The sequence below is a fragment of the Nitratireductor soli genome, from assembly GCF_001050155.1.
GTDB lineage: Bacteria > Pseudomonadota > Alphaproteobacteria > Rhizobiales > Rhizobiaceae > Nitratireductor > Nitratireductor soli.
Genome location: NZ_LFVY01000029.1, coordinates 1 through 20,504, shown reverse-complemented (window position 1 = coordinate 20,504; position 20,504 = coordinate 1). Strand labels below are relative to the sequence as shown.

The 20,504-nt window shown below is 62.5% G+C and carries 20 protein-coding genes and 2 pseudogenes; 13 read left to right on the top strand and 9 right to left on the bottom strand.

Features of this window, described 5'->3' with window-relative positions; genetic code table 11:
• Positions 1-112: 112 nt before the first annotated feature.
• The 6 genes and pseudogenes from AB843_RS25805 to AB843_RS24295 form a co-directional block, all read left to right on the top strand.
• Positions 113-274: pseudogene (locus AB843_RS25805) on the top strand (transposase); the annotation flags it as partial.
• Between the two features lie 316 nt (positions 275-590).
• The gene (locus AB843_RS25240) at positions 591-1,265 is read left to right on the top strand and encodes a response regulator transcription factor (RefSeq protein WP_082144007.1); all 675 of its coding nucleotides are present in this window, start codon (positions 591-593) and stop codon (positions 1,263-1,265) included.
• Positions 1,262-2,638 carry a sensor histidine kinase gene (locus AB843_RS24310; protein ID WP_048649511.1) on the top strand — a complete coding sequence of 459 codons (1,377 nt, stop codon included), beginning with the start codon at positions 1,262-1,264 and terminating at the stop codon, positions 2,636-2,638. The genes AB843_RS25240 and AB843_RS24310 overlap by 4 nt, the downstream gene beginning before the upstream one ends.
• Before the next feature lie 202 nt (positions 2,639-2,840).
• Positions 2,841-3,428: a class I SAM-dependent methyltransferase gene (locus AB843_RS24305; RefSeq protein ID WP_048649510.1), complete on the top strand. Its 588-nt coding sequence runs from the start codon at positions 2,841-2,843 to the stop codon at positions 3,426-3,428.
• Between the two features lie 149 nt (positions 3,429-3,577).
• A complete protein-coding gene (gene bla, locus AB843_RS24300; protein WP_048649509.1) occupies positions 3,578-4,543 on the top strand; it encodes a class A beta-lactamase in 966 nt (321 codons plus the stop codon).
• 96 nt (positions 4,544-4,639) lie between these two features.
• A complete protein-coding gene (locus AB843_RS24295; RefSeq protein WP_157384603.1) occupies positions 4,640-5,035 on the top strand; it encodes an efflux RND transporter periplasmic adaptor subunit in 396 nt (131 codons plus the stop codon).
• A 7-nt stretch (positions 5,036-5,042) separates the two neighbouring features.
• Here AB843_RS24295 and AB843_RS24290 read toward each other — a convergent pair whose 3' ends face one another.
• Positions 5,043-5,948 (bottom strand): LysR substrate-binding domain-containing protein, encoded by a 906-nt coding sequence (locus AB843_RS24290; protein ID WP_048649507.1) that lies wholly within the window; start codon positions 5,946-5,948, stop codon positions 5,043-5,045.
• 100 nt (positions 5,949-6,048) lie between these two features.
• Here AB843_RS24290 and AB843_RS24285 point away from each other — a divergent pair, with 100 nt between their 5' ends.
• Together AB843_RS24285 and AB843_RS24280 are read left to right on the top strand one after the other, a co-directional pair.
• Positions 6,049-7,215 (top strand): MFS transporter, encoded by a 1,167-nt coding sequence (locus tag AB843_RS24285; protein ID WP_048649506.1) that lies wholly within the window; start codon positions 6,049-6,051, stop codon positions 7,213-7,215.
• A 3-nt stretch (positions 7,216-7,218) separates the two neighbouring features.
• Complete coding sequence (locus tag AB843_RS24280) at positions 7,219-7,773, top strand: NADPH-dependent FMN reductase (protein WP_048649505.1); 555 nt, start codon at positions 7,219-7,221, stop codon at positions 7,771-7,773.
• Between the two features lie 385 nt (positions 7,774-8,158).
• Here AB843_RS24280 and AB843_RS24275 read toward each other — a convergent pair whose 3' ends face one another.
• The 7 genes from AB843_RS24275 to AB843_RS24245 form a co-directional block, all read right to left on the bottom strand.
• Complete coding sequence (locus AB843_RS24275; protein WP_048649504.1) at positions 8,159-8,386, bottom strand: hypothetical protein; 228 nt, start codon at positions 8,384-8,386, stop codon at positions 8,159-8,161.
• 223 nt (positions 8,387-8,609) lie between these two features.
• The gene (locus tag AB843_RS24270) at positions 8,610-10,025 is read right to left on the bottom strand and encodes an amidase (protein ID WP_048649503.1); all 1,416 of its coding nucleotides are present in this window, start codon (positions 10,023-10,025) and stop codon (positions 8,610-8,612) included.
• Positions 10,022-11,395, bottom strand: coding sequence for an aspartate aminotransferase family protein (locus AB843_RS24265; RefSeq protein WP_048649502.1), 1,374 nt, complete (start codon positions 11,393-11,395; stop codon positions 10,022-10,024). Before AB843_RS24265 ends, AB843_RS24270 begins: the two co-directional genes overlap by 4 nt.
• A 27-nt stretch (positions 11,396-11,422) precedes the next feature.
• Entirely contained in the window at positions 11,423-11,860 is a 438-nt protein-coding gene (locus AB843_RS24260; protein WP_048649501.1) for a GlcG/HbpS family heme-binding protein, read from the bottom strand.
• Positions 11,861-11,933: 73 nt separating this feature from the next.
• Positions 11,934-12,794, bottom strand: a complete 861-nt coding sequence (locus AB843_RS24255; RefSeq protein WP_048649500.1) for an ABC transporter permease — start codon at positions 12,792-12,794, stop codon at positions 11,934-11,936.
• Positions 12,795-12,796: 2 nt separating this feature from the next.
• The gene (locus tag AB843_RS24250; protein ID WP_244468082.1) at positions 12,797-13,636 is read right to left on the bottom strand and encodes an ABC transporter ATP-binding protein; all 840 of its coding nucleotides are present in this window, start codon (positions 13,634-13,636) and stop codon (positions 12,797-12,799) included.
• 105 nt (positions 13,637-13,741) lie between these two features.
• The gene (locus AB843_RS24245; protein WP_082144006.1) at positions 13,742-14,782 is read right to left on the bottom strand and encodes an ABC transporter substrate-binding protein; all 1,041 of its coding nucleotides are present in this window, start codon (positions 14,780-14,782) and stop codon (positions 13,742-13,744) included.
• A gap of 270 nt (positions 14,783-15,052) precedes the next feature.
• Between AB843_RS24245 and AB843_RS24240 the strand changes: the two genes are divergently transcribed.
• From AB843_RS24240 to AB843_RS24230, 3 genes are all read left to right on the top strand, one after another.
• A complete protein-coding gene (locus AB843_RS24240) occupies positions 15,053-15,877 on the top strand; it encodes an IclR family transcriptional regulator (protein ID WP_162230657.1) in 825 nt (274 codons plus the stop codon).
• A gap of 92 nt (positions 15,878-15,969) precedes the next feature.
• Entirely contained in the window at positions 15,970-16,842 is an 873-nt protein-coding gene (locus tag AB843_RS24235; RefSeq protein WP_048649496.1) for a fumarylacetoacetate hydrolase family protein, read from the top strand.
• The gene (locus AB843_RS24230; RefSeq protein WP_048649495.1) at positions 16,842-17,765 is read left to right on the top strand and encodes a VOC family protein; all 924 of its coding nucleotides are present in this window, start codon (positions 16,842-16,844) and stop codon (positions 17,763-17,765) included. Before AB843_RS24235 ends, AB843_RS24230 begins: the two co-directional genes overlap by 1 nt.
• Before the next feature lie 118 nt (positions 17,766-17,883).
• Here AB843_RS24230 and AB843_RS24220 read toward each other — a convergent pair.
• Positions 17,884-19,439: pseudogene (locus tag AB843_RS24220) on the bottom strand (ISL3 family transposase).
• A gap of 238 nt (positions 19,440-19,677) precedes the next feature.
• Between AB843_RS24220 and AB843_RS24215 the strand changes: the two are divergent.
• Both AB843_RS24215 and AB843_RS24210 read left to right on the top strand, forming a co-directional pair.
• Positions 19,678-20,073 carry a MarR family winged helix-turn-helix transcriptional regulator gene (locus tag AB843_RS24215; RefSeq protein WP_206412964.1) on the top strand — a complete coding sequence of 132 codons (396 nt, stop codon included), beginning with the start codon at positions 19,678-19,680 and terminating at the stop codon, positions 20,071-20,073.
• Positions 20,070-20,504, top strand: a 435-nt coding sequence (locus tag AB843_RS24210; RefSeq protein ID WP_157384601.1) for a MarR family winged helix-turn-helix transcriptional regulator, incomplete at its 3' end; no start/stop codon positions are given. The genes AB843_RS24215 and AB843_RS24210, both read left to right, overlap by 4 nt.

Genomic DNA, 20,504 nt, shown 5'->3' with positions numbered 1-20,504 from the left:
TGGTCCAGTTTCAGTCTTAATGCATGATCGATGCTCTGATCCCTGAAAACTGGACCGTTCGAAAGTGGATTTTTCCGCGGTAACATCCCTTGGCTGGGAGGAGCGGAAGGCGATGAAGGCATCGAAGTTCTCGGACGCGCAGAAGGCGTTTATTCTGAAGTAGGGAGCCGACGGGATCTCCGTCGCTGAGATCTGTCGCCGGGCGGAGATCAGCCAGGCGACCTACTTCAACTGGAAGAAGAAGTATGACGGACTTCTGCCGACTCGCGCTCGATCAGATCTTCCAGCGAGCTTGCGCAACGCGCCACAAGGTCTTCTTCGGATTCACCGGAGTGAGCCCTGCGCTTATCCAGACGTGACCATCATGAGGGGAGCATAGAGCAGACAAAGTTCTCAAAAGTATCCAATGAAGATTGTTTCCGGCATTGGCAAGACCTCGGTCTACAACGCACTGGGATGGTGCGGTTAGCACTCATCAATGATGACGGAAAACCGGCTTATCAGGGCGATCCAAGAAACCATACTCTCCGTAATGTAGCCGCAATGTAGGGTCTCTAGAGATCGGCATCGATCATCATTGAGTGCACCACATGCGTATCCTGCTGGTGGAGGACGAACCGGAGATGGCTGTGGCGCTCTCTGCAGCCCTGAAAGGTCACGACATGGTCGTCGACCATGTGCCGACTCTCGCTCAAGCCGAAGAAGCTATTTCCGCAGATGTCCATCGCGCCGTGCTGCTCGATCGCCAGCTCCCGGATGGTGACGGCCTGGTTCTCATTCCAAAACTCCGCGCGCGGGCAGTCGGCATTCCCATCATCGTCCTGACCGCGCGTGGCGAATTGGTCGACCGGGTAGCCGGGCTCGATCATGGCGCCGACGACTACCTGGCAAAACCCTTCGCCGTTGACGAACTGGTGGCACGCTTGCGTGCCGTCCTTCGACGGCCGGCCGGCATGCAGTGTGATCTGCTGAGGGTCGGCCGCCTCGCCTTCGATCTCGCCCATCGTGAGGCCAGCGTCGAGGGACGCCCGTTTCAACTGCCGCGACGCGAACTGCTCGTGCTTGAGACGCTGCTGCGGCGCATTGGCCGCACCGTATTGCGATCCTCGCTTGAGGAAGCGGTTTACAGTTTCGATGATGAGATCCAGTCGAACGCGCTGGACACTCACGTGTCCCGGCTTCGCCGTAAGCTCACTGAGGCGCAGGCCGGTGTTGAAATTCACAATATCCGCGGTGTCGGGTACCTATTGAAACATTCACGATGACGCCGTCATCCGCGCCGAGTCTTGGCCCCGGACTCGTCTGGCGGCTCGTGCCGCTGCAAGCTGCGCTGTCTGCTGCTCTCGCGCTGCTGGTCGTCGGCACGCTCTGGGGCACCGGTCTTCTGCTCGCTGAGCGCGATGAAGACGGCGCCATCGACGTACTGCGGAAGGCCGTTGAACACAATCCCGCTGGCGGGCTTGCCTTGCGTTCGACGCCCGAACTTGCGGAGCTACGAGCCGAGGCTCCCGACCTTTGGTTCATTATCAGGGACCGGCAGGGACATGTCCTGTCGGAAGGAATGGTGCCGCCAGAGTTCGGGCGGATTGGTGACGCCCTCGATCAAATCAGCCAGGCCCGGCTCGGCTGGCAGCTTCTGCAAGACGACCCGCGCAAACCTGCCGCACGGCTCAAGCGCGTTGAGAGCGCCGCAGGCAATGTACAGATCATTACGGCGGCACAAGGCAGAATGTCGCCCGGCAAGGCCGCGCTGGCAACATCGCTTGCTTTCCTGGGCCTTGTTCTTCCGAGCCTTCTGCTAATGACCCTTGCCACCCTGATCGCCACACCGATGGTCGTACGTCGCGCGCTTGCCGGGCTCGACGAAGCGGCCGAAGAGGCGCGACAGATCGAGATCGGCAGACGCGGCGCACGCCTGCCTGCGGGGCGCATCCCGACCGAAGTTGCGCCACTGGTCAACGCGGTCAACGACGCACTGGAGCGGTTGGATGAAGGTTATTCCCGACACCAGCGCTTCGTCGCCAATGCAGCGCATGAACTTCGCACGCCGATCGCCATCCTGAACACACGGCTTGACGCCCTGCCGCAGGGTCCTGAAAAGATCCGCCTGCTTGAAGATGTCGGTCGCTTGGCAATCCTGGCTGAGCAATTGCTCGATATTCAGCGCCTCGATCAGAGCATACCCTGTTTCAACTGTGTCGATCTTGTTGCGATCGGACACCGCGTCGCTGCCGATCTTGCGCCCATTGCAATTGCCGCCGGATATGACATCTCGTTCGAGTCCGAGGTTGCGTGCGTCGAAGTATTCGGCAATCAGGGGGCGATTGAGCGCGCACTCATCAATCTAGTGCAAAACGCGATCCAGCACGGCGGCCGCCGTGGCACGATCAGCATCGGTGTGAGTGCACCCGGCACCATCGACGTCATCGATCAGGGTGCCGGCATTCCACCGGATCAGCGCGAGCAAGTTTTCGAGCCGTTCTATCGGTTGCGGCCGCTCCATAGCGGCGCCGGGCTTGGCCTCAACCTCGTCCGCGAGATTGTGCGCCTGCATCGCGGCGAGGTGGCCGTGCTCGATGGGCCAGATGGCGGCGCGCACTTCAGAATGACGCTTCCATCGATCTCAACTGCGCGGTAGCTCCGCTGGCGCGCCGTCGCACCACGAACGATCGCAGACGCGATCTCTCATACAAAGCAGTCCTTGGATGGCGACTTTCCCGCCGCATCCGGCAAGGCGTAATGCTGTCGCAATGCAGGACAGCGACTTTGCAGCGATCAGAATGATTCTCATCCAAGCCGCGCGGCATCTCGCACACACCCAGGATTAGTCCGGAGTCGCCATGTCCAAAGACCTTCTCTCTTTCTTTCTCGCCTGGATGTCTGCGCCCGGCCGCGTTGGTGCAATTGCATCGTCTGGCCCCGCGCTGGCGGAATTGATCACCAGAGAGATTACCGCATCGTCTGGCCCCATTATCGAACTAGGGCCAGGCACCGGGGCATTCACTTATAAGCTGTTGCAGCGCGGCGTGCCCCAGGAAGATCTCACGCTAATCGAGTACGGCTGCGACTTTGTGAAGCTGCTGCAGATGCGATTTCCTGGCGCCCGCGTGCTCTGGATGGATGCTAGCCGGCTAGCAAATAGCCGGCTGTTTGAGGGCGCTCCCGTCGGTGCTGTGATCAGCGGCTTGCCCCTTCTGAACATGTCGACGCGCAACATCGTCTCCATCGTTGGCGGCGCCTTCAGTTACATGCGATCTGGCGCCGCCTTCTATCAATTCACCTACAGCATGCGGTGCCCGGTGCCTCGCCCGGTTCTCGACAGGCTTGGGCTTAAGGCGACGTTGCTCGACCGCGCGTTGCTTAATGTACCACCTGCGTCGGTTTATCGACTGACCAGGCGCGCGCCGTGCAAGTTCGTGAATGTCTGACAGGCGACCTCCGACTTCGATGTGGATGATCGTCTTGATCTGCTTGTACAGAATCTGCGCGGCTACGAAGCTCCCTGCACGCCAACCTTGGAGGCAGCTCTTTGCACTACCGACTCAGAATTTTTTCCGTTGCGACCTTCGGAGCGGCAATGATGTTCGCGCTATTAACGCAGGCCGAGGCCGGCAGCATTTCCGATCCCGCGCGCCTTCAGGCTCAATTGCAAGCGCTCACCGACAAACACCCCGGACGCGTGGGCATCTGCGTTGAGGACGCCAGCTTGAAACCGATCTGCGTAAATGGCGATCAACGATTCTCCTTGCAAAGCGTCATGAAGGTCGTGGTGGGCGTGGCAGTCATGCGCGCCGTCGACGATGGGAGATTGAAGTTGGATGACCCGATCGTCATCCAGCGGGAGGATCTGAGCGTCAATATCCAGCCCATCGCGGATATCGTCGCTGAACAGGGCTCCTTTGAGACAACCATCGGCGACCTGGTCGCTCGCGCCGTGATCGAGAGCGACAGCGCCGCTACGGACGTCCTCATCTTGGAGCTCGGTGGCGCTAAAGCCGTACAGTCCTTGCTAGATGGAGCGGGGATCAAAGGAATTCGCATTGACCGCACGGAGCGCGAGCTCCAGACGGAGACAACGGGTCTGCGCTGGCAGACCGATTATGTCTACCCCGATCGTCTCGAAGAAGCGCGCAAGCGCGTCTCGGATGCTGACAAGAAGGCAGCTTTCGCGGCGTATCTGAAGGATGAGCGCGACACCACAACGCCGCGCGGGATGACGGCATTCCTGTCCGCGCTCGCTACCGGAGAACTACTGTCGCCCGCCTCAACACGCAATTTCCTCAATGTGATGGCAAGGACTAAGACTTTCCCGGACAGGCTGCGCGCCGGTACACCAAAGACCTGGACAGTGGCCCACAAGACGGGAACCAGCCAAACGCTCGATGGTGTCAACGGTGTCACGAACGACGTCGGCATTCTGACCGCGCCGGATGGTGGCAAGATCGCTATATCGGTCTTCGTCGCGGAGTCCACCGCTTCGAACGATTTACGTGCTGCTGTCATTGCTAACGCCGCTCGAGCGACAGTCGCGGCGTACCGCTAGGGCGATTGGCAGAGCAAGCAACCGCGTTGATTGAATACAGCACTACAAAATGAGGGTTCTCACGTACCCGACCAAGCAGCATAGCCCACGCCGAAAATGGCCGGCGATAATACGCTGGAAACTGCGCCTAAACACTGGGCACGTAAAACTCGTGATGACAGCTACGGTTCCGTGCGTGTCGCCAGCTATGACAACGTGCTTGCCGTGCTTGTGACCGGCATCATGCGGGAGGAAGACCGCGCCTTCCTTTTCAGGATCGTCAACGGAACGATCCGCCGACAGCCGGTCACTTTGGGCCGCATGGTGGCCGGCACTGAACTGATCGAGACCGTGGACGGCATTTCGGAGGGCGATGTCCTGGTCATCCGTGAGGAGGAGCATGCCCCCTCCTGCCGCGAGAGAGTTCTTCGCCGTCTCGACGCTGCTCTTCTCCGGCTTGCCGCGAAATGCCAGCACCGAGGTGGGACCGTTCTCGAGCGGGAAGTAACGTAACACGTGTTCAGTGCAGGTTGGGCCCTTCGCCGGCGGCTACCAGGCCCGAAGCAATAGCGTCTGCAACCGCCCTTATTGACGGCAATTGACCGCGCCGCGTGGGCGTGAGCAGCGAAAGATGAGCGCCGCCTGCATCCCATTCCGGCAGCAGTCGCATCAGGTTTCCGCGGTTCAACGCCGACCGGCACAGAACCTCCGGCAAATTTGCGATCCCTAGACCGGAGAGGGCAGCGCTCAATGCGTGCAGTGGATCATCCACTACAATCCTGGTGTTCAATCGGACTGACAATAGCGGTGTGCGGAAGGACCAGACCGGTCTATCGACGTGGGTATCACCGTGGATTATCGCGTGTTGCATCAGCTCGTCCGGATGTCCAGGTGTATCGGAGGTGGCCAGATATTCGGGAGAAGCAACCACATAATTTCGCGTGAAGCCGATGCGACGCTGTACGAGATCAGAGTCTGCCAACTCGTCCTGGTGGGCCCGCAGGGCGATATCGACGCCCTCTCCGACAAGATCAACGAAACGATTGGTGAGAGAGATTTTCAGCCTGAGCTTGGGGTGGTGCGCCGCAACCTCGTTGAGCACCTTCGACAGCCCGATCGTCATCGATGTCCAAGATGCACTGATCGTTACCAACCCCGCCGGCTCTGTGCGAAGATTCTCGACTGCCTCTTGCGCGGCAGCAGCTTCGAGCATCGCGGCGGCGGCGTGCCGATAGAATTGTTCTCCGGCATGGGTCAATTGGAAGCGGCGAGTGGTGCGCTGGATCAAGAGCGCTCCGATCGAGCGCTCCAATTCGGCGACCCGTTTGCTCACCGTCGATCTTGGCAATCCCAACGCACGCGCCGCGGCTGAGAATCCGCCCCGATCGACCGCGGCAACGAAAAGAGCGAGATCATCAAACCTCATTGTCTAAATACAGAACCAAACATGTTCAAAATTGCTATCTACCGCATGATTGTAGACTAAGCGAGCGTGTGGAGCCAATGCTTTTGCCCCGGGGTTCCATATGCATACTGAAAGATCGATCGAACGGGAGATGCCGCTCGCTCGGGTACCTTTCTCGCTCCTAGCTCTCGTCGTCGGAGGCAGCTGTCTCACGGCGATGTCCGGCACCGCCATCACGGCCGCGCTTCCGGATATCGCTGCAGAGTTTGCGGGCCCTCAGTCCGAACTGCTTTCCAAACTCGTCCTGACGATCCCAGCAGCGTTCACAGCAGCTTCAGCTCCGCTCTTCGGCAGCGTCATCAATCGGTTCGGACTTTCTAGGACCTTCGCGCTTGGCGCGCTGCTTTTCGCCTTCGCAGGCGTCAGCGGTATGTTCGCGATCGGCATTGAGCACCTCATCATCGGACGCGCAGCGCTGGGGATCGCCGTCGCCGCGCTACTAACCGCAACCATGGTGCTCATCGGACAAAACTTTACAGGCCGCGAGAGGGAATGGGTGCTCGGTTTGCAGGCTGCAGCCACGTCATTCGGCGGAATGGCGCTGCTTCTCGCAGGCGGGCTGCTTGCCGATTATAGTTGGCGGATCACTTTCGCAGTGTATCTCATCGGTCTTTTGATCCTTCCTTTGCTGGCGCAGCCATTCCCGGCGGCAAAAAAAGAGGCCGAACGGCACGGGCACACCGACTGGCGCAGCCTGGCTCACGGCTGTACCGCGCTTTTTCTTGGCGCCAACCTGTTTTACGTGATCCCCGTTCAATTGCCCTTCGCATTGGACGTGATGACCGATTCCACTCCGGCGTGGACAGGCTTCGCACTGGCAGTCTGCACCTTCGCCGGAGGTGTAACCGGCGCCCTTTTCGGTGTTGTGCGTGGGCTTGCCCGCCCGGCAACGCTGCTGGGCGTGTCGCTACTGGTGATCTCCGCCGGCCAGAGCCTTGTCACACATCTCCACTACTCAGCCACCTTGGTGGGAATGGTGCTTTCAGGCATCGGCGTAGGGATGCTGCTGCCAGCGACCAACAGCATTGTCGCTCGCGCAGCTGTAGGCCGCAGTCGCAGCCGTGCTGTCGGCATCGCTGCAACTTGTCTGTTTCTCGCTCAGTTTACCGCACCGCTTACCGCGACGGTGCTATCTGCATCCGGCTTTGGCGTTTTCTCCGCGTCGGCAATGTTAACAGCTGCTGCCGGCGCAGCCTTCCTGATTGCTGCACTCCGACAGGAGGATTGAGCCATGCACCAGAAAGTGGCCCTCGCCATAGGCTCAACACGTACAGGACGCTTCGCCGATCATCCCTGCCGGTGGATCAAAGACCGGGCGAAGGCGTTCAAGATGCCCATAGAAGTCCTGGACCTCAACGAGTTTCCGATGCCGTTCTTCAACGAACAGGTCCCTCCAACGATTGGTCCCGTAACCTCTCAAGCCGCTGCAGTATGGGTGCGGACGATGCGGCGGTTCGATGGTTATATAATCCTCACACCGGAGTATAACCGAAGCATTCCGGGAGTTCTCAAGAATGCTCTCGATTATCTTGGCGGCGAGGTCCGCCGGAAGCCGGTCGCCTTTGTTGGCTATGGTGGCGTCGGCGGCGCATATGCGATTCAGCACCTGCGCTCAATCGTCATCGAGCTCCAGATGCTGCCGATACGAAATGCTGTGCATGTAACCATGGAGCCTTACCTGGCAGTCTCGCAAGGCAAGGCCATTCTGAACGATTTCCCGCACTTGAACACCTCACTCGACCGTTTGCTCGAAGAACTGGCGTGGTGGCTTGAGAAATTAGCGTAGGAACAGTTCCAACCAGGCCCTTGCTGGATTGAGCCTCCTGATAGGTATCGGTTATCTGATCAAGCGCGACGGAGATCGAACGAAGCAGCAGGCCGGCGCCTTGAAGAGGCTTAACACGGCACCGATTCCTGTCGCTGGAGATGTCGGCGCGGCGACCCTGCCTCCTGCATCCGCATAGACCACGACGTTTTTCTCCAACAGGTTGCGCAGAGTGTCCATATCGCCGGTCCTAGACGCCGCGAAAAAAGCGGCCGCAATTTCGAGCCCTTCCTCGTTCGTCGCGCTGAAACGTGGACGGGCGTCATGCACATGCGCTCGTGCCCTGTCCGCACGCTGCGGCATGCGGTGGTGCCTCGACCAAGCGTTTGCGCGATCTCGTCGAAACTTATTCCGAAGTCGTCGTGCAGTGTCCCAGGGTGCGTCGGTGCAATTCCGCCGGGCGCGATCCATAGGAAAGAAACGCATAGTCACACATCATCGGAAACTGGATGTTCTGGAGCGGCGTGCTGGATCTCCTCAGTTTCAGCCCCTCCCAGCCGAGCGGGGAACTGTCAACGGTAACCTCGCCCGCCAGCAACCGAGGCACATCCTCCGGCGTAATCACCTGGCTCATATCGCTCCTCCCTCAGAATGCCTACATCCCAACCAAGGCATTAAGAATGTCGGTTTCAGCGCATTGGGCTATATTGATGACGGACCAGCCTGATCCCCATCAGACGACGCCCCTATCCCTACGCCACAAGGCCCGACGAGTGTTCACGCCGCGAAGGAATTTTGCCGCGTGACGACCGTCGCGAACATAGGTTGGCGATCGTCCGCCGACGCCAGTCGGCCAGTTAGGTGGCCACGGAGGGTGGCCGCCGCTCGATCCAGGGCCGGACTGCTTCGAAGGCGGCGGCGGCGGCGAGAACCTGTGCGTCCTCGAAGCGGCGGCCGACGATCTGCAGGCCGACCGGCAGACCTGATTTCGTCCAACCGGCTGGCACGCTGATCGCCGGCTGGCCGCTCCAGTTGAACGGATAGGTCAGCGACCAACCGAGATGGGCGGTGGGTCTGCCATTGATCGTGTCGGGATTGACCTTGCCGAGCGGGAACGCCGGCACGCCTACCGTCGGGGTGACTAGGAGATCGAAGCCCTGGAAAGAGCGCACCAGCTTCTGCACCAGCGCCTGGCGCGCCATGATTGCCTTCATGTAGCGTTCGATGCCGATCGCCCGGCCTCTCTCGGCATAGGCGACGAGCGCCGGGTCCATCAGCGCCTTCTCCTCGGCCGGGCGTCCGCCATGGGCGCCGCCCGCCGCGCCTCCGAAGAGCGTGTCGAGGATCCAGGACGGGTCGTCGAGCGCCAGCCCGGCATCGTCGACCTCCGCGCCTAGTTCAGTGAAGGCGGTGAGCGCACTGGCGACGATTGCCATCGTCTCCGGCTCCACCTCGGCGAAGCCGAGATCGGGCGACCAGCCGATGCGCAAGCCCTTCACGCTCGCCTCGAGGCCGGAATAGCTTTCACCCTCGCGGCGTGGCAGCGAAAACGGGTCGCGCGGATCGGGGCCGGCGATGATGTCGAGCATCATCGCCGTATCGCGCACGGTGCGCGTCATCGGCCCGCCGTGCAGCGCCAGCTCGTTGCCGCCGGCCGGTGGAAACATCGCCACACGCCCGAATGTGGGCTTGAAGCCGACGAGGCCGCAGAAGCTCGCCGGAATCCGGATCGAGCCGGCAGCGTCCGAGCCGAGCGCCAGCGAGCCGAGGCCGGCGGCGACCGCAGCCGAGGCCCCGCCGCTCGAGCCGCCCGGCGTCATGGCGAAATTCCACGGATTGGCCGCCGGACCGGAGAGCGGGCTGTCGGTCGAGCCGCGCCAGGCGAATTCCGGCGTGTTGGTCTTGCCGATATCGACGGTGCCGGCGGCGGCAAGCCGCGTCACGGCGGGCGAATCCTCCTTCGGCACATGGTCCTTCATCAGCCGCGAACCGAAGCGCATGGGCAGGTCGGAAATCCAGTAGGTGTCCTTGATCGACACCGGCACGCCGGTAAGCCGGCCGCCGCGCGCGCCATTCCTCAGCGAACGCATCGCTGCCTGCGCCGCCTCGCGGGTGCGCTCGGGATAGGTGAGCACGAAGGCGTTGAGCTTCGGATTGAACTTTTCGATGCGGGCGAGCACGGCGTCAGCGAGTTCGACCGCCGAGATTTCACCGTCCCGGATCAGTTCCGCCTGACGCCAAGCCGGCAGGAAACAGAGATCGTCCGGGCTCATGCCGCGCCCTCCGTCTCGCCGCGCCGCTCGGCTGCGTAGCGCGTCAGCGCCAGGTCGATGATCTCCAGCGCGGTATCGACCTCTCCGCGGTCGATGATCAACGGTGGCAGGAAGCCGACGACATTGCCGAAATGCCCGCCAGCCGGATAGAGCATCAGCCCCTCGGCGTTGCAGAGCTGGTTGATGCGCCGAGTTGAACCGGACAACGGCTCCTTGGTGGCGCGGTCGGCAACGAGTTCGAAGCCGAGCATCAGGCCTGCGCCGCGGACGTCGCCGATCATCTCGTGGCGCTCGGCAAGCGCCGTGAGCCCGTCGCGGAAATAGGCGCCAACATCGGCGGCGTTCGCCATCAATCCCTCGTCGCGGATCACGGCCATGGTGGCGAGCGCGCCGGCGGCGGCGACTGGATTGCCGGCAAGCGTCGAGGAATCGCGGTTGGGCATCTGGTCATCGACGAGATCGGCGCGCGCGACCACCGCCGAGAGCGGCAGTCCCGCGCCGAGCGCCTTGCCGGCGACGAGCACGTCGGGGACGACGCCGGACATCTCGATGGCAAAGAAATGTCCGGTGCGGCCGAAGCCGCTCATCACCTCGTCGGAAACGAGCAGCACACCGGTCTCGTCGCAGATGCGGCGCAGTTCCTGCATGAACTCGACCGGGGCCGGGATCATCCCGCCATTGCCCTGCACCGGCTCGATGAAGATCGCCGCTGGCGCCGCGATCCCTGTCGACTGGCCCTTGAGCTTATCCTCGATGAACTGCGCGCAGGCGAGCCCGCAGTCGGGAAGCTTCTTGCCGAAGGGACAGCGGTAGCAATAGGGATATGGCACGTGGCTGGCGCCGGCGAGCATCGGCAGGATATCCTTCCTGCCGGCGCGCCGCCCCATCAGCGACATCGCGCCCTGGCCGCGGCCATGATAGGCGCCATAGAAGGCCAGCACCTCGTAGTTGCCGGAAACTTCGCGCACCAACCGCAGCGCCATGTCCACCGCCTCCCCGCCACCGGCTGCAAAGAGGATCCGCTTGCCGCCCTCCCCCGGCACGGCATCCGCGAGCGCCTCCATGAGTGCGGTGCGGGTCGGGTTGGCGGCGCCCATCACGTGGACGAGCTTGTCGACCTGCGCCTTCATCGCGGCGATCACCGATGGGTGGCCGTGGCCGGTGTTGAGCACGCCGAAGCCGGCGACGAAATCGAGGAAGACGTTGCCGTCGACATCGGTCAGCGTCGCCCCCTTCCCGCTTTCGAGCACGGCCGGTTCCGGGCTCATGCCAAAAGTCGCTGTGGTGCGCGCTTCGAGCCGCCGGACGGTGTCGAGGACGGCCTTCGCCTTCGGTCCGGGCGGCACGGTGGTGATGTCAGGTACGGTCATGTCTTGGCTCCGCCATGGTGTTGAGCTTCAGCGCGTGTCGCGGGCGGGCTTGAGCCCGGCAGCCTCGATGCCGGCAATGGCGCAGACCTCGTCATTGTCGCCACTGTCACCCGAGATGCCGACCGCGCCGATGAGCATGCCCCCGCCGTCATAGACGAGCACGCCGCCCGGACCGGGCACCAGGCGGCCGCGCGCGACCTCGACCAGCGCGCCGTAGAAGGCCGGCGCCTTGGCGGCGCGCGCGCCGATTTCGCGCGAGGAGAAGCCCATGCCGAGCGCGCCCCAGGCCTTGGAGGTGGCGATGTCGGCGCGCAGGATGCCGCTGTCGTCCTCTCGCTTCATCGCCACGAGATGGCCGCCCGGGTCGAGCACGGCGACGGTGAGCGCGGCGAAACCCTCCCGCTTGCGGGTTGCGATGGCCGTGTCGATGATGGTGTCGGCCTGGGCGAGCGAGATCTGGGTCATGACGGTTCCTTTGAAAACTTCGGCGCGGATTTCCCTCCGCGTCGCCGCGGCGCGGAAATGCCAGGGTGAAAACTCAGATCGTCGCCTGTCCGGGGTCGGTGTCCTTGGACAGCGAATTGAGAATGAACATGCGTTCCACCGCTTCGACCGCGTAGTAGAGGACGACGCCCATGGCAGTGAGGATGAACAGCGCGGCAAACACGCCGGTCGTGTTGAGCTGGCCGTTGGCGTAGAGCAGGTAGTAGCCGAGCCCCCGGTTCGAGGCGACGAACTCGGCGACGATCGCACCGGTCAGCGCCATGGTCATGCCGAGCTTCAGCCCGGCGAAGATGTTGGGCAGCGCCGCTGGCAGGCGCAGCTTGGTGAAGGTGCGGAAAGGCCCTGCTCCCATCGAGCGGAACAGCCGCACCATGTCGGCGTCGACCGCTGCGAGCCCCACCATCGTCGCCACCATGATCGGAAAGAAGGCGATCAGCATGGTGATCAGCACCTTGGCCTCGAGCTCGGTCCCGAACCAGATGATCAGCACCGGCGCGATGGCGATCTTGGGCACCATCTGCGAGGAGATGAGGAGCGGATAGAGCGTGCGCCGCATGAAGCCGGAAAAGGAGACGGCGACGGCGAGCGCGATCCCGGCCACGGCCGCCACCGCGAAGCCGGCAAGCACCTCGACCAGCGTCGGGACGGAGAACGACATGTACATGTCGCGGTTGGCGACGATGTCGCCGAAGACGGCGCTCGGCGCCGGCAGGATCAGCTGTGTGATCGAAAAGGCGGCGACAGCGAGTTCCCAGACGATCAGGAAAAGTGCGATCGCGAGGACGGGATAGAGCCGCCGGGCAAGCTGCGCGGCGCGGTCCTGCTGCGCGGCGCCTGCCGTCGGCTGCGGATCGGCCGCCGCGTCCTTGCCGTGGAGATGGGTGACGTCGCTCATGATCAGCCTCGCAGAACGCCATGTTTGATGAACACGTCGCGCACATGCGCCGTGTAGCGGGTGAATTCCGGCGCCTCGCGCAAGGTCAGCCGCCGCGGCCGCGGCAGGTCTATGTCGATGACGTCGGCGATCTGGCCTGGGCGCGCCGTCATCACCAGCACCCGGTCGCCGAGGAAGACGGCCTCGGCGATGTTGTGGGTGATGAAGACGACCGTGCGCTTGTCCGACTGCCAGAAATTCTGGAAGTCGACGGCGATCTGGTCGCGGGTGATGGCGTCGAGCGCCGCAAAGGGCTCGTCCATCAGCAACAGCGACGGATCGTGCAGGAGCGCACGGCAGATGCCGACCCGCTGCCGCATGCCACCCGACAGTTCGTGCGGATAGAACCCTTCAAAACCGCCGAGACCAACGAGTTCGAGGAGCTTCATCGCGCGCGCCGTGTGCACCTTTCGGCTGAGGCCTCGTACCTCAGCCTGGATCAGCACGTTGTCGAGAGCAGTCCGCCAAGGCAGCAGCAGGTCTTTCTGGAACACGATGCCGAGCCCGGGATGCGGGCCCTCGACGAGTGCGTCGCCGATCGTCAGCTCCCCGCTCGACGGCGCCATCAGGCCGGCGATCATCGACAGGAGCGTCGATTTCCCGCAGCCCGACGGGCCGACGATCGTCAGGAACTCGCCATGTCGGATATCGAGATCGGTCGGGCAGAGCGCCTCGACGCTCGCCTGGCCGCGTCGGCGGCCCGGAAAGACCTTGCCGACGCCGCGCAGCCTGACCAGCGGCGCCGCGCCCGCGGCCTCGACCGGATCGTTGTCGACAAGTCTGAACTGGTTCATTGACTGCATCGGCACGTCACTATCCTTCACCGGGCCTTCATCGAGGGATCGGGCCGGACCCATCGCATCGCGACACTGGCCCCGGCCCACACTCCACGCCTGTCCCGTCGCCCCTCACACCAAATTGGCGAAAAGGTCCTCAACCGGGCGTTCGATCTTGGCGCCGAGAAGTTCGACGACGGCGTCGTAGCTCGCCTTCATCTTCGCAGGCTCGATGTAGCCTATGCCGTGCTCCTTCTGGGCCGGGCCAATGGCCACTTCGCGGGCGATCTCGAGCTCCTTGACCGCGATGTCCTTGTTGAGCTCGGGCGCGGCCGCGACCACCGGCGCGACGCCCGCCTCGAGATCCTCGAAGGCGACCTCGAAGCCGCGCGCCGAAGCCTGGACGAAGGCCTCCGCCGTCTCGCGGTTTTCCTGCAGGTACTTGTCGGAGGTGATCATGCCGTCGCCGTAGATGTTGGCGCCACGGTCGCCGAAGGTGAACCAGCCGATGTCCTGGCCGGGCTGCAGCTTCGACAGGATGCTCGGCCGCGAATTGAGATAGATCGCCACCGCGTCCGCCTGGCCGTTGAGCATGACGGCGACCTTCGCCGCGCCGGCGGCGTTGGTCCAGTTCACCTTCGAGGCATCAATGTCGTTTGCGTCGGCGAAGAGCTTGAAGATGAACGGGGCGGTCGAGCCGGGTGAATCGACGATCGTCCGGCCCTCAAGGTCCTTGGGCTCGTTGATGCCCTTGTCCTTGAGGTAGAACAGCGACAGCGCCAGCTTCTCGGCGATGACGCCGACGGCACGCAGATGCGCGGTCGGCTCGCTGCTGTGAAGCTGCAGCATCTGGATATAGTCGGCATGGATGAAATCCGAATTGCCGGCGACGATCTGCTGCAGGGCGAGCGCGTTGCCCATGACATGCTTGAAGGTCACGTCGAGGCCGCGCTCGGCGTAGAAGCCGCGATCCTTGGCGAGGAAGTAGCCGGCATAAGCGCCGCTGGCGAACCATTGGAACGTCAGCGTGACCGGCTTGAGCGCCTGGGCACGCACGCCGATCAGTGCCGGAGCCGACAGGCTTGCGCCGGCGGCGAGTGCCAGGCCGCCGCCCAAGCGGAGCATGGTACGACGGGTGAATGCGGATTGAATGCGGGTTCTGGTCTCGTTCATGACAGGCCCTCCCAAGCGCGCTGAACTTCACATTACGGTTACGCTAACAGTGGTCGCATAATAGATCAACATCATTTTTTGTTTATAAAACGCAGTTTACAAAAATCTCATATATTGACATTTTAATCGCATCAGTGATTATGACAAATGCGTGGATTGGCGGCGTTCCCGGTTGCAGCTCTGTTTCAGCGGGTGCAGAACTGGGGCAGCGGCCTGCGACAGGCCTTTCAGCTGCCAATGGCGGTAGCGAAAGGATTTGAGGAGGAGTTCATGTCGAGTCTCGAACGTCTGTTGAGCGTCCTGGACCTCTTTACCGAGGAGCGCCCAATCTGGACGCTGGAGGACATCATCGAGACGCACTCCTTCTCCCGGTCGATGGCCTACCGCTATGTCAAGGAACTCAGCGATTCGGGGCTGCTCATGCCGATCGGCCGCGGCCGGTTCGTGCTCGGCCCCCGCATCATCGAACTCGACCGGCAAATCCGGGTCTGCGACCCGCTGCTCGCCGTCTCGCAGTCGATCATGCTGAGCACCATCGAGGAGGTGGGCGACGGCATCCTGACGCTGTCGAGCCTCTATGGCGAACGCATCATCTGCACGCATCAGGAACCCGAATCCTCGCCGCTTCGCGTCACCCATTCGCGCGGCCGGACCCTACCGCTGTTCTCGTCTTCAACGTCGCGCGCCATCGTCGCCAATCTGCCGGAACGCAAGCTCGTCAAGTTGTTCCTCGAGCATCGGCCTGAGATCAGCGCCGGCGGCCTTGGCAATGAATGGGCCGAGTTCAAGAAGAAGCTGGCCGAGATCCGACGCGCCGGCATCTGCCTCTCGCACGGCGCCATCGATCCAGGCGTGGTCTGCGCCGCCGTGCCGCTGTTCAACGGCAAGAGCAACGTGGTCGGCGCCATCTGCCTCGTCCAGGCCGACCAGGGCCGCGAGATCTCCCGCCGCGACAAGGACCTGGTGCGCGCCGCCGCGGCCAGGATTTCCGAAGGCGTCGGCAACCTTCTGTCGCAGGACGTCATGAAACCGCTGCCCCAGAAGGCCGCCGGTCCGTTCCTGGCCAATGCCGGGGTGGCCCTCGCCGAAGTGTGAGGGGATCACGGGGGGCCGACCACGGCGGGGCCGACCCGCCCGCCATCAGTCACAACGGCCGCGCAGGCCGCCATGTCCACGGAGATACCCGCGTGAAACTCGCAACCTACCGCACACAAGGACAGGTCCGCTACGGCGCCGTGATCGGCAACGGCATCGTCAGCCTGTCCGGGCGCTTCGGGGCCTGGCCGACGCTCGCCGCCGCTCTTGATGCCGGCGGCATCAGCGCCCTTGCCGACGCCGCATCCGGGCGCTCACCCGATATCGCACTCGACGCAGTCACGATCCTTCCGCCGATCCCGGACCCGCGCAAGATCATCTGCATTGGGCTGAACTACCGCACCCACATCCTCGAGACCGGGCGCGACACGCCGACTCATCCAATGCTGTTCGCGCGCTATCCCGATTCGCTCGTCGGTCACGGCGAGGAGATGCTGCGCCCACTCGTCTCGGACAAATACGATTTCGAGGGCGAACTCGCCATCGTCATCGGCCGCACCGCCCGCCATGTCGCCGCGGAGGATGCGCTCGGCTACGTCGCCGGTTATTCCTGCTTCAACGACGGCTCGGTACGCGACTACCAGCGCCAGACCACGCAGTTCCTCGCCGGCAAGACGTTCTGGCGCTCGGGCGCCTTCGGCCCCTGGCTGGTGACCCCCGACGAGGTCGGCGACGTCGCGAGGCTCACGCTCGAAACCCGCCTCAACGGCGCGGTGATGCAGCGCGCCGAAACCGCGGACCTGCTTTTCTCCGTCGCGGACCTCATCGCCTTCATCTCGAGGATCACGCCGCTTTATCCGGGCGACGTCATTGCCACCGGCACCACCGGCGGCATCGGCGCAGCGCGCAAGCCGCCGGTCTGGATGAAGCCGGGCGACCGCGTCGAGGTCGAGATATCGAACATCGGCACGCTCGCGAACCCGATCGCGGACGAGAAGGCGACCGCGGCGCCGGCTGGAAGCTGATGGCGCGCGTCACGGGCATCCGCAGCGTCGCGCTCGATGTCACCGACCTTGCGACGGCGCAAGCGTTCTTCACCGGGCCTATGGGGCTTGAGCCCGTTGGTCCGGTGAAGAACGCTGTGTTCCTGCGCGGCGCCAGCCGCCACCATCACATCGTCGAACTGCGCGCCGGCCCGCGCCGCGCGATCCGGCGCGTCGAGTTCGCCGCCGACGACCGGCCGGCTATCGACGCAATCCACGCCCGCATCGCCGCGTCCGGCCTCGCCTGCGAGACGCCGCGCGGGCTCGACCGCCCCGGCGGCGGCTACGGCTTCGGCTTCAGCGATCCCGAGGGCCGCAGTATCGCGGTGACCGCCGAGGTAGCCGACCATGCGGCCCCGCTCGACCATCCCGACGCGCCGGTGAAGATCACCCATGTGAACCTGAACTCGGCCAACCGCGACGCGACGGCACGCATGCTGATCGAAGGCCTCGGCTTCCGGCTGATCGACGAGACCACAGTCAACCGCTTCTTCTGCTGCGGCAGGGATCACCATTCCGTCGTCGTCGGCGCCAACGGACTGACGACGCTCAATCATATCGCCTTCGAAATGAAGAACCTCGACGCCATGATGCGCGGCGGCGGCCGCATGCGCGACGCCGGCCACCCGGTCGAATGGGGGCCGGGGCGGCACGGGCCGGGCGACAACGCCTTCGTCTATTTCATTGGACCGGAGGATCTGCCGCTCGAATTCACCGCCGAGGTGCTGCAGATCGACGAGACCTACGTGCCTCGCGGCCCCGATGACTGGACATGGCCACCCGGCCGGCTCGATCAGTGGGGCGTGACCGACCCACCGACAAAGCGCTGGAAGAGCGTCCAAAACTTGACAGCGTTCGTCAGCGATGGGTGGATGTGCATGGGTTCAGTCCCAACATCGAGCTAGGCTTGTGAACCGGGCCTCAGTCATCGAAGAATGTGATCCTTCGTGGAATAGGGACCCCGTTTGAGGGGTAATTTTCATCCAAAAGGGGCTCTGACGCACTTTTGCTGACGTGCAGTTCCTACAATGCGCCGATCCGCACCTGTAGCAGATCGAGTTTTGCTCGCCCATACATCTGACGTTTGATGAGTTTCAGGCGCGTGATCTGACCTTCCGTTTGCCCGTTCGACCAAGGGGAGATAATGGCGTTTCGAACCGCGTCGATATCCTTTTCGACACCGCCGGCGAAAGATCCAATCAGGCTGTTCTTGGCTACCTCAAGCCAGCCATCGAGCTTATGGGCTGTCTTCGAGCGGATCATGGATTGGAAGTCGCCAATGGCCGTGCGCGCGACAACCAGCTCCGGAACGTTCACTTCGATCGCCGCCACCAAGATCGCCTCGGATTTTGCCAGGTCATCGCGTGTGGGAGTCATCAATCGGGCGATGATCCTTGCCGATGGTGTTCGCGCAAGCCCACTCCGGTTGGCCTTCTCTCTGCCAAACGTCGGCGCTGCGCCCATTGCGACACGACACCGCTTTGCCCTGGAAAGCCCTTTTCTCTTATCTCACGCTAGAGTGCTAAGGCGTTTCGAGCCCCTTCTTCCCAACGGCTGTTGAGCCACGGCAGCCAGCTATCCAGAGAGCTGGGCCGTGTCCGGAAGACATCGAGGCGCTGGCCACGTAACACATCGCGGACGAGCTTCCGGCTATGACCGGTTTGCCGTACAATCTGCCGAATTGAGGTTCCTTTTTTCGACAGTTCTCGGATCGCCTCATTCGTCTCCTGGCGGCGTAAATATCCCTCGTACTGCAGCTGTTCCGCGTAAGTCAGCAGCGTGGGATCAACGACATTGCTGCCTACCGCCTGCCTGATCTGGCGCATGGACTTACCGACTGCATCGAGAAATGCCCGGCTGGAATTCTCCATCAGGTGCCAACGGTCGGCGACCTGCTCAGCATCGGGCAAAGCTTTTGCGACGGCCTCGCCATAGCCGCCGCCCCGATCGCGAGCGACGATCGATATCGACTGATGCCGGGCAAGCCATGACCGAGACGTTTCCAACGCACGATCCGGCAGCAGGGTGACAGGCCTCCGGCGCTCCAGATCGCAAACGATCGTTCCGTAGGTCTGGCCGCGCCTGAAGGCAAAATCATCAATACCTATGACAGTGAGCTCATCTTTCTGATCAGCAATACCTCGACGAACCACCCGTAACAGTGTGTCGTTGCTCACCGGCATCATAAGGCGGTTGGCAAAGGCCGCGGCCGGTCTGCCGCCGAGCGCCAAACCCAGGTGGTGAACGATCGTCTCCAGCCGTTGGGTGCGCCGACCATAACGCGCCAATACGCCGCCATCAAACTGTTCGCAAAAGATGCGCCGCACGCACAGAACGGCATCACACCAGAACCGACGCGCCATGATCGTCAACTCTACTCGCCGACCGCCGAGCGGAAGGTCCGCGGGCCGGCGTACATACCGACTCTGCACCCTTCGGCTTTGCCGTCCGCAGTCCGGACAAGTTCCCGAGGGATGGCGCGATCGCAGCCGAATTCGAACGCTCTCCGCTACAACCTTCACTTCATCTACCGCAAAGCCGGCTGGCGCGAGGCTCGCGCGCTGAAATCGATGTTGCATAAGCTGATCCTCCCGTGAATCAGCAAAAACGCCACCCGCAACAGCAGGAAATATGAGTCAGAGCAGTTCTCAGCGGAAATCAACATAGACGGTTCATCGGCGTCGGGCGGTGCACCCGGAACACATGTACAAGATAGTTGCCATAGACATGGTCGTCATGTATAGTGTAATTATGGAAGCGCGGAATCCCACAATCGGTTCACTGGTTTGGCATCTGTCCACACGATGGAGAACGGAAGTGGATCGCACCGTCGCACCCTACGGCCTGACACACGCGCAATACTCCGTGCTCGCATCGCTGCACGCCATGACAGAGCACGCGGCGGCACCGACACAGCGCGAACTGGCGGACTTCGTCGGACTGACACCGATCTACGTATCCAAGCTAATCCGGTCCTTGGAGAGCGCTGGCAATCTCATCCGGATGCCGGACCCAGCAGACAGCCGTGCTGTCAGGCTGGCATTGAGCGAAGGTGGTCGCGAGCGTGTGGTTGCTGCCAGGGATGCCGTACGAAAACTGGACCGCGAACTCACCAAACCGCTCGGCGAACCCGAGGGAGAGATGGCAAGAGGCTTCACGAATGTGCTGAAGGCATTGATTCAGTATCACCAAAAGATGGGAGACCAGTCATGACAAACGCAGAACCTTTGACTCGTTACCTTGGCAAAGCCGAACGGACGCTTCAGGCATTGCTCCAAACCAGGTTGCGCGTGGTCGGCATCACTTTCTCCGAATGGGCGGTGCTGACGTTCCTCAGTGGCGGACCGCTGACGCATGAACAACTCGCCACTGCCATCGACAAGGGACGCGTCACGGACGGAAGCCCCGCCAACCTGATCGAGTCGATGATTGGCAAGGGCTTGGTGGAAAGCTCCGGCGAGAGATTTGTGGCAACAAAGAAGGGTTCGGATATCTTCGAGCCCGTTCGTGCCTCCGTTATGAAAATCACCGGCGAATTGGAACACGGAATCTCGGAAAACGACCTCGCCGCAACGCGACGGACACTGCAAACCGTTTCGGAACGTGCGGACAGAATGACCTGCTCCCCTGAGATGTTCCCGATT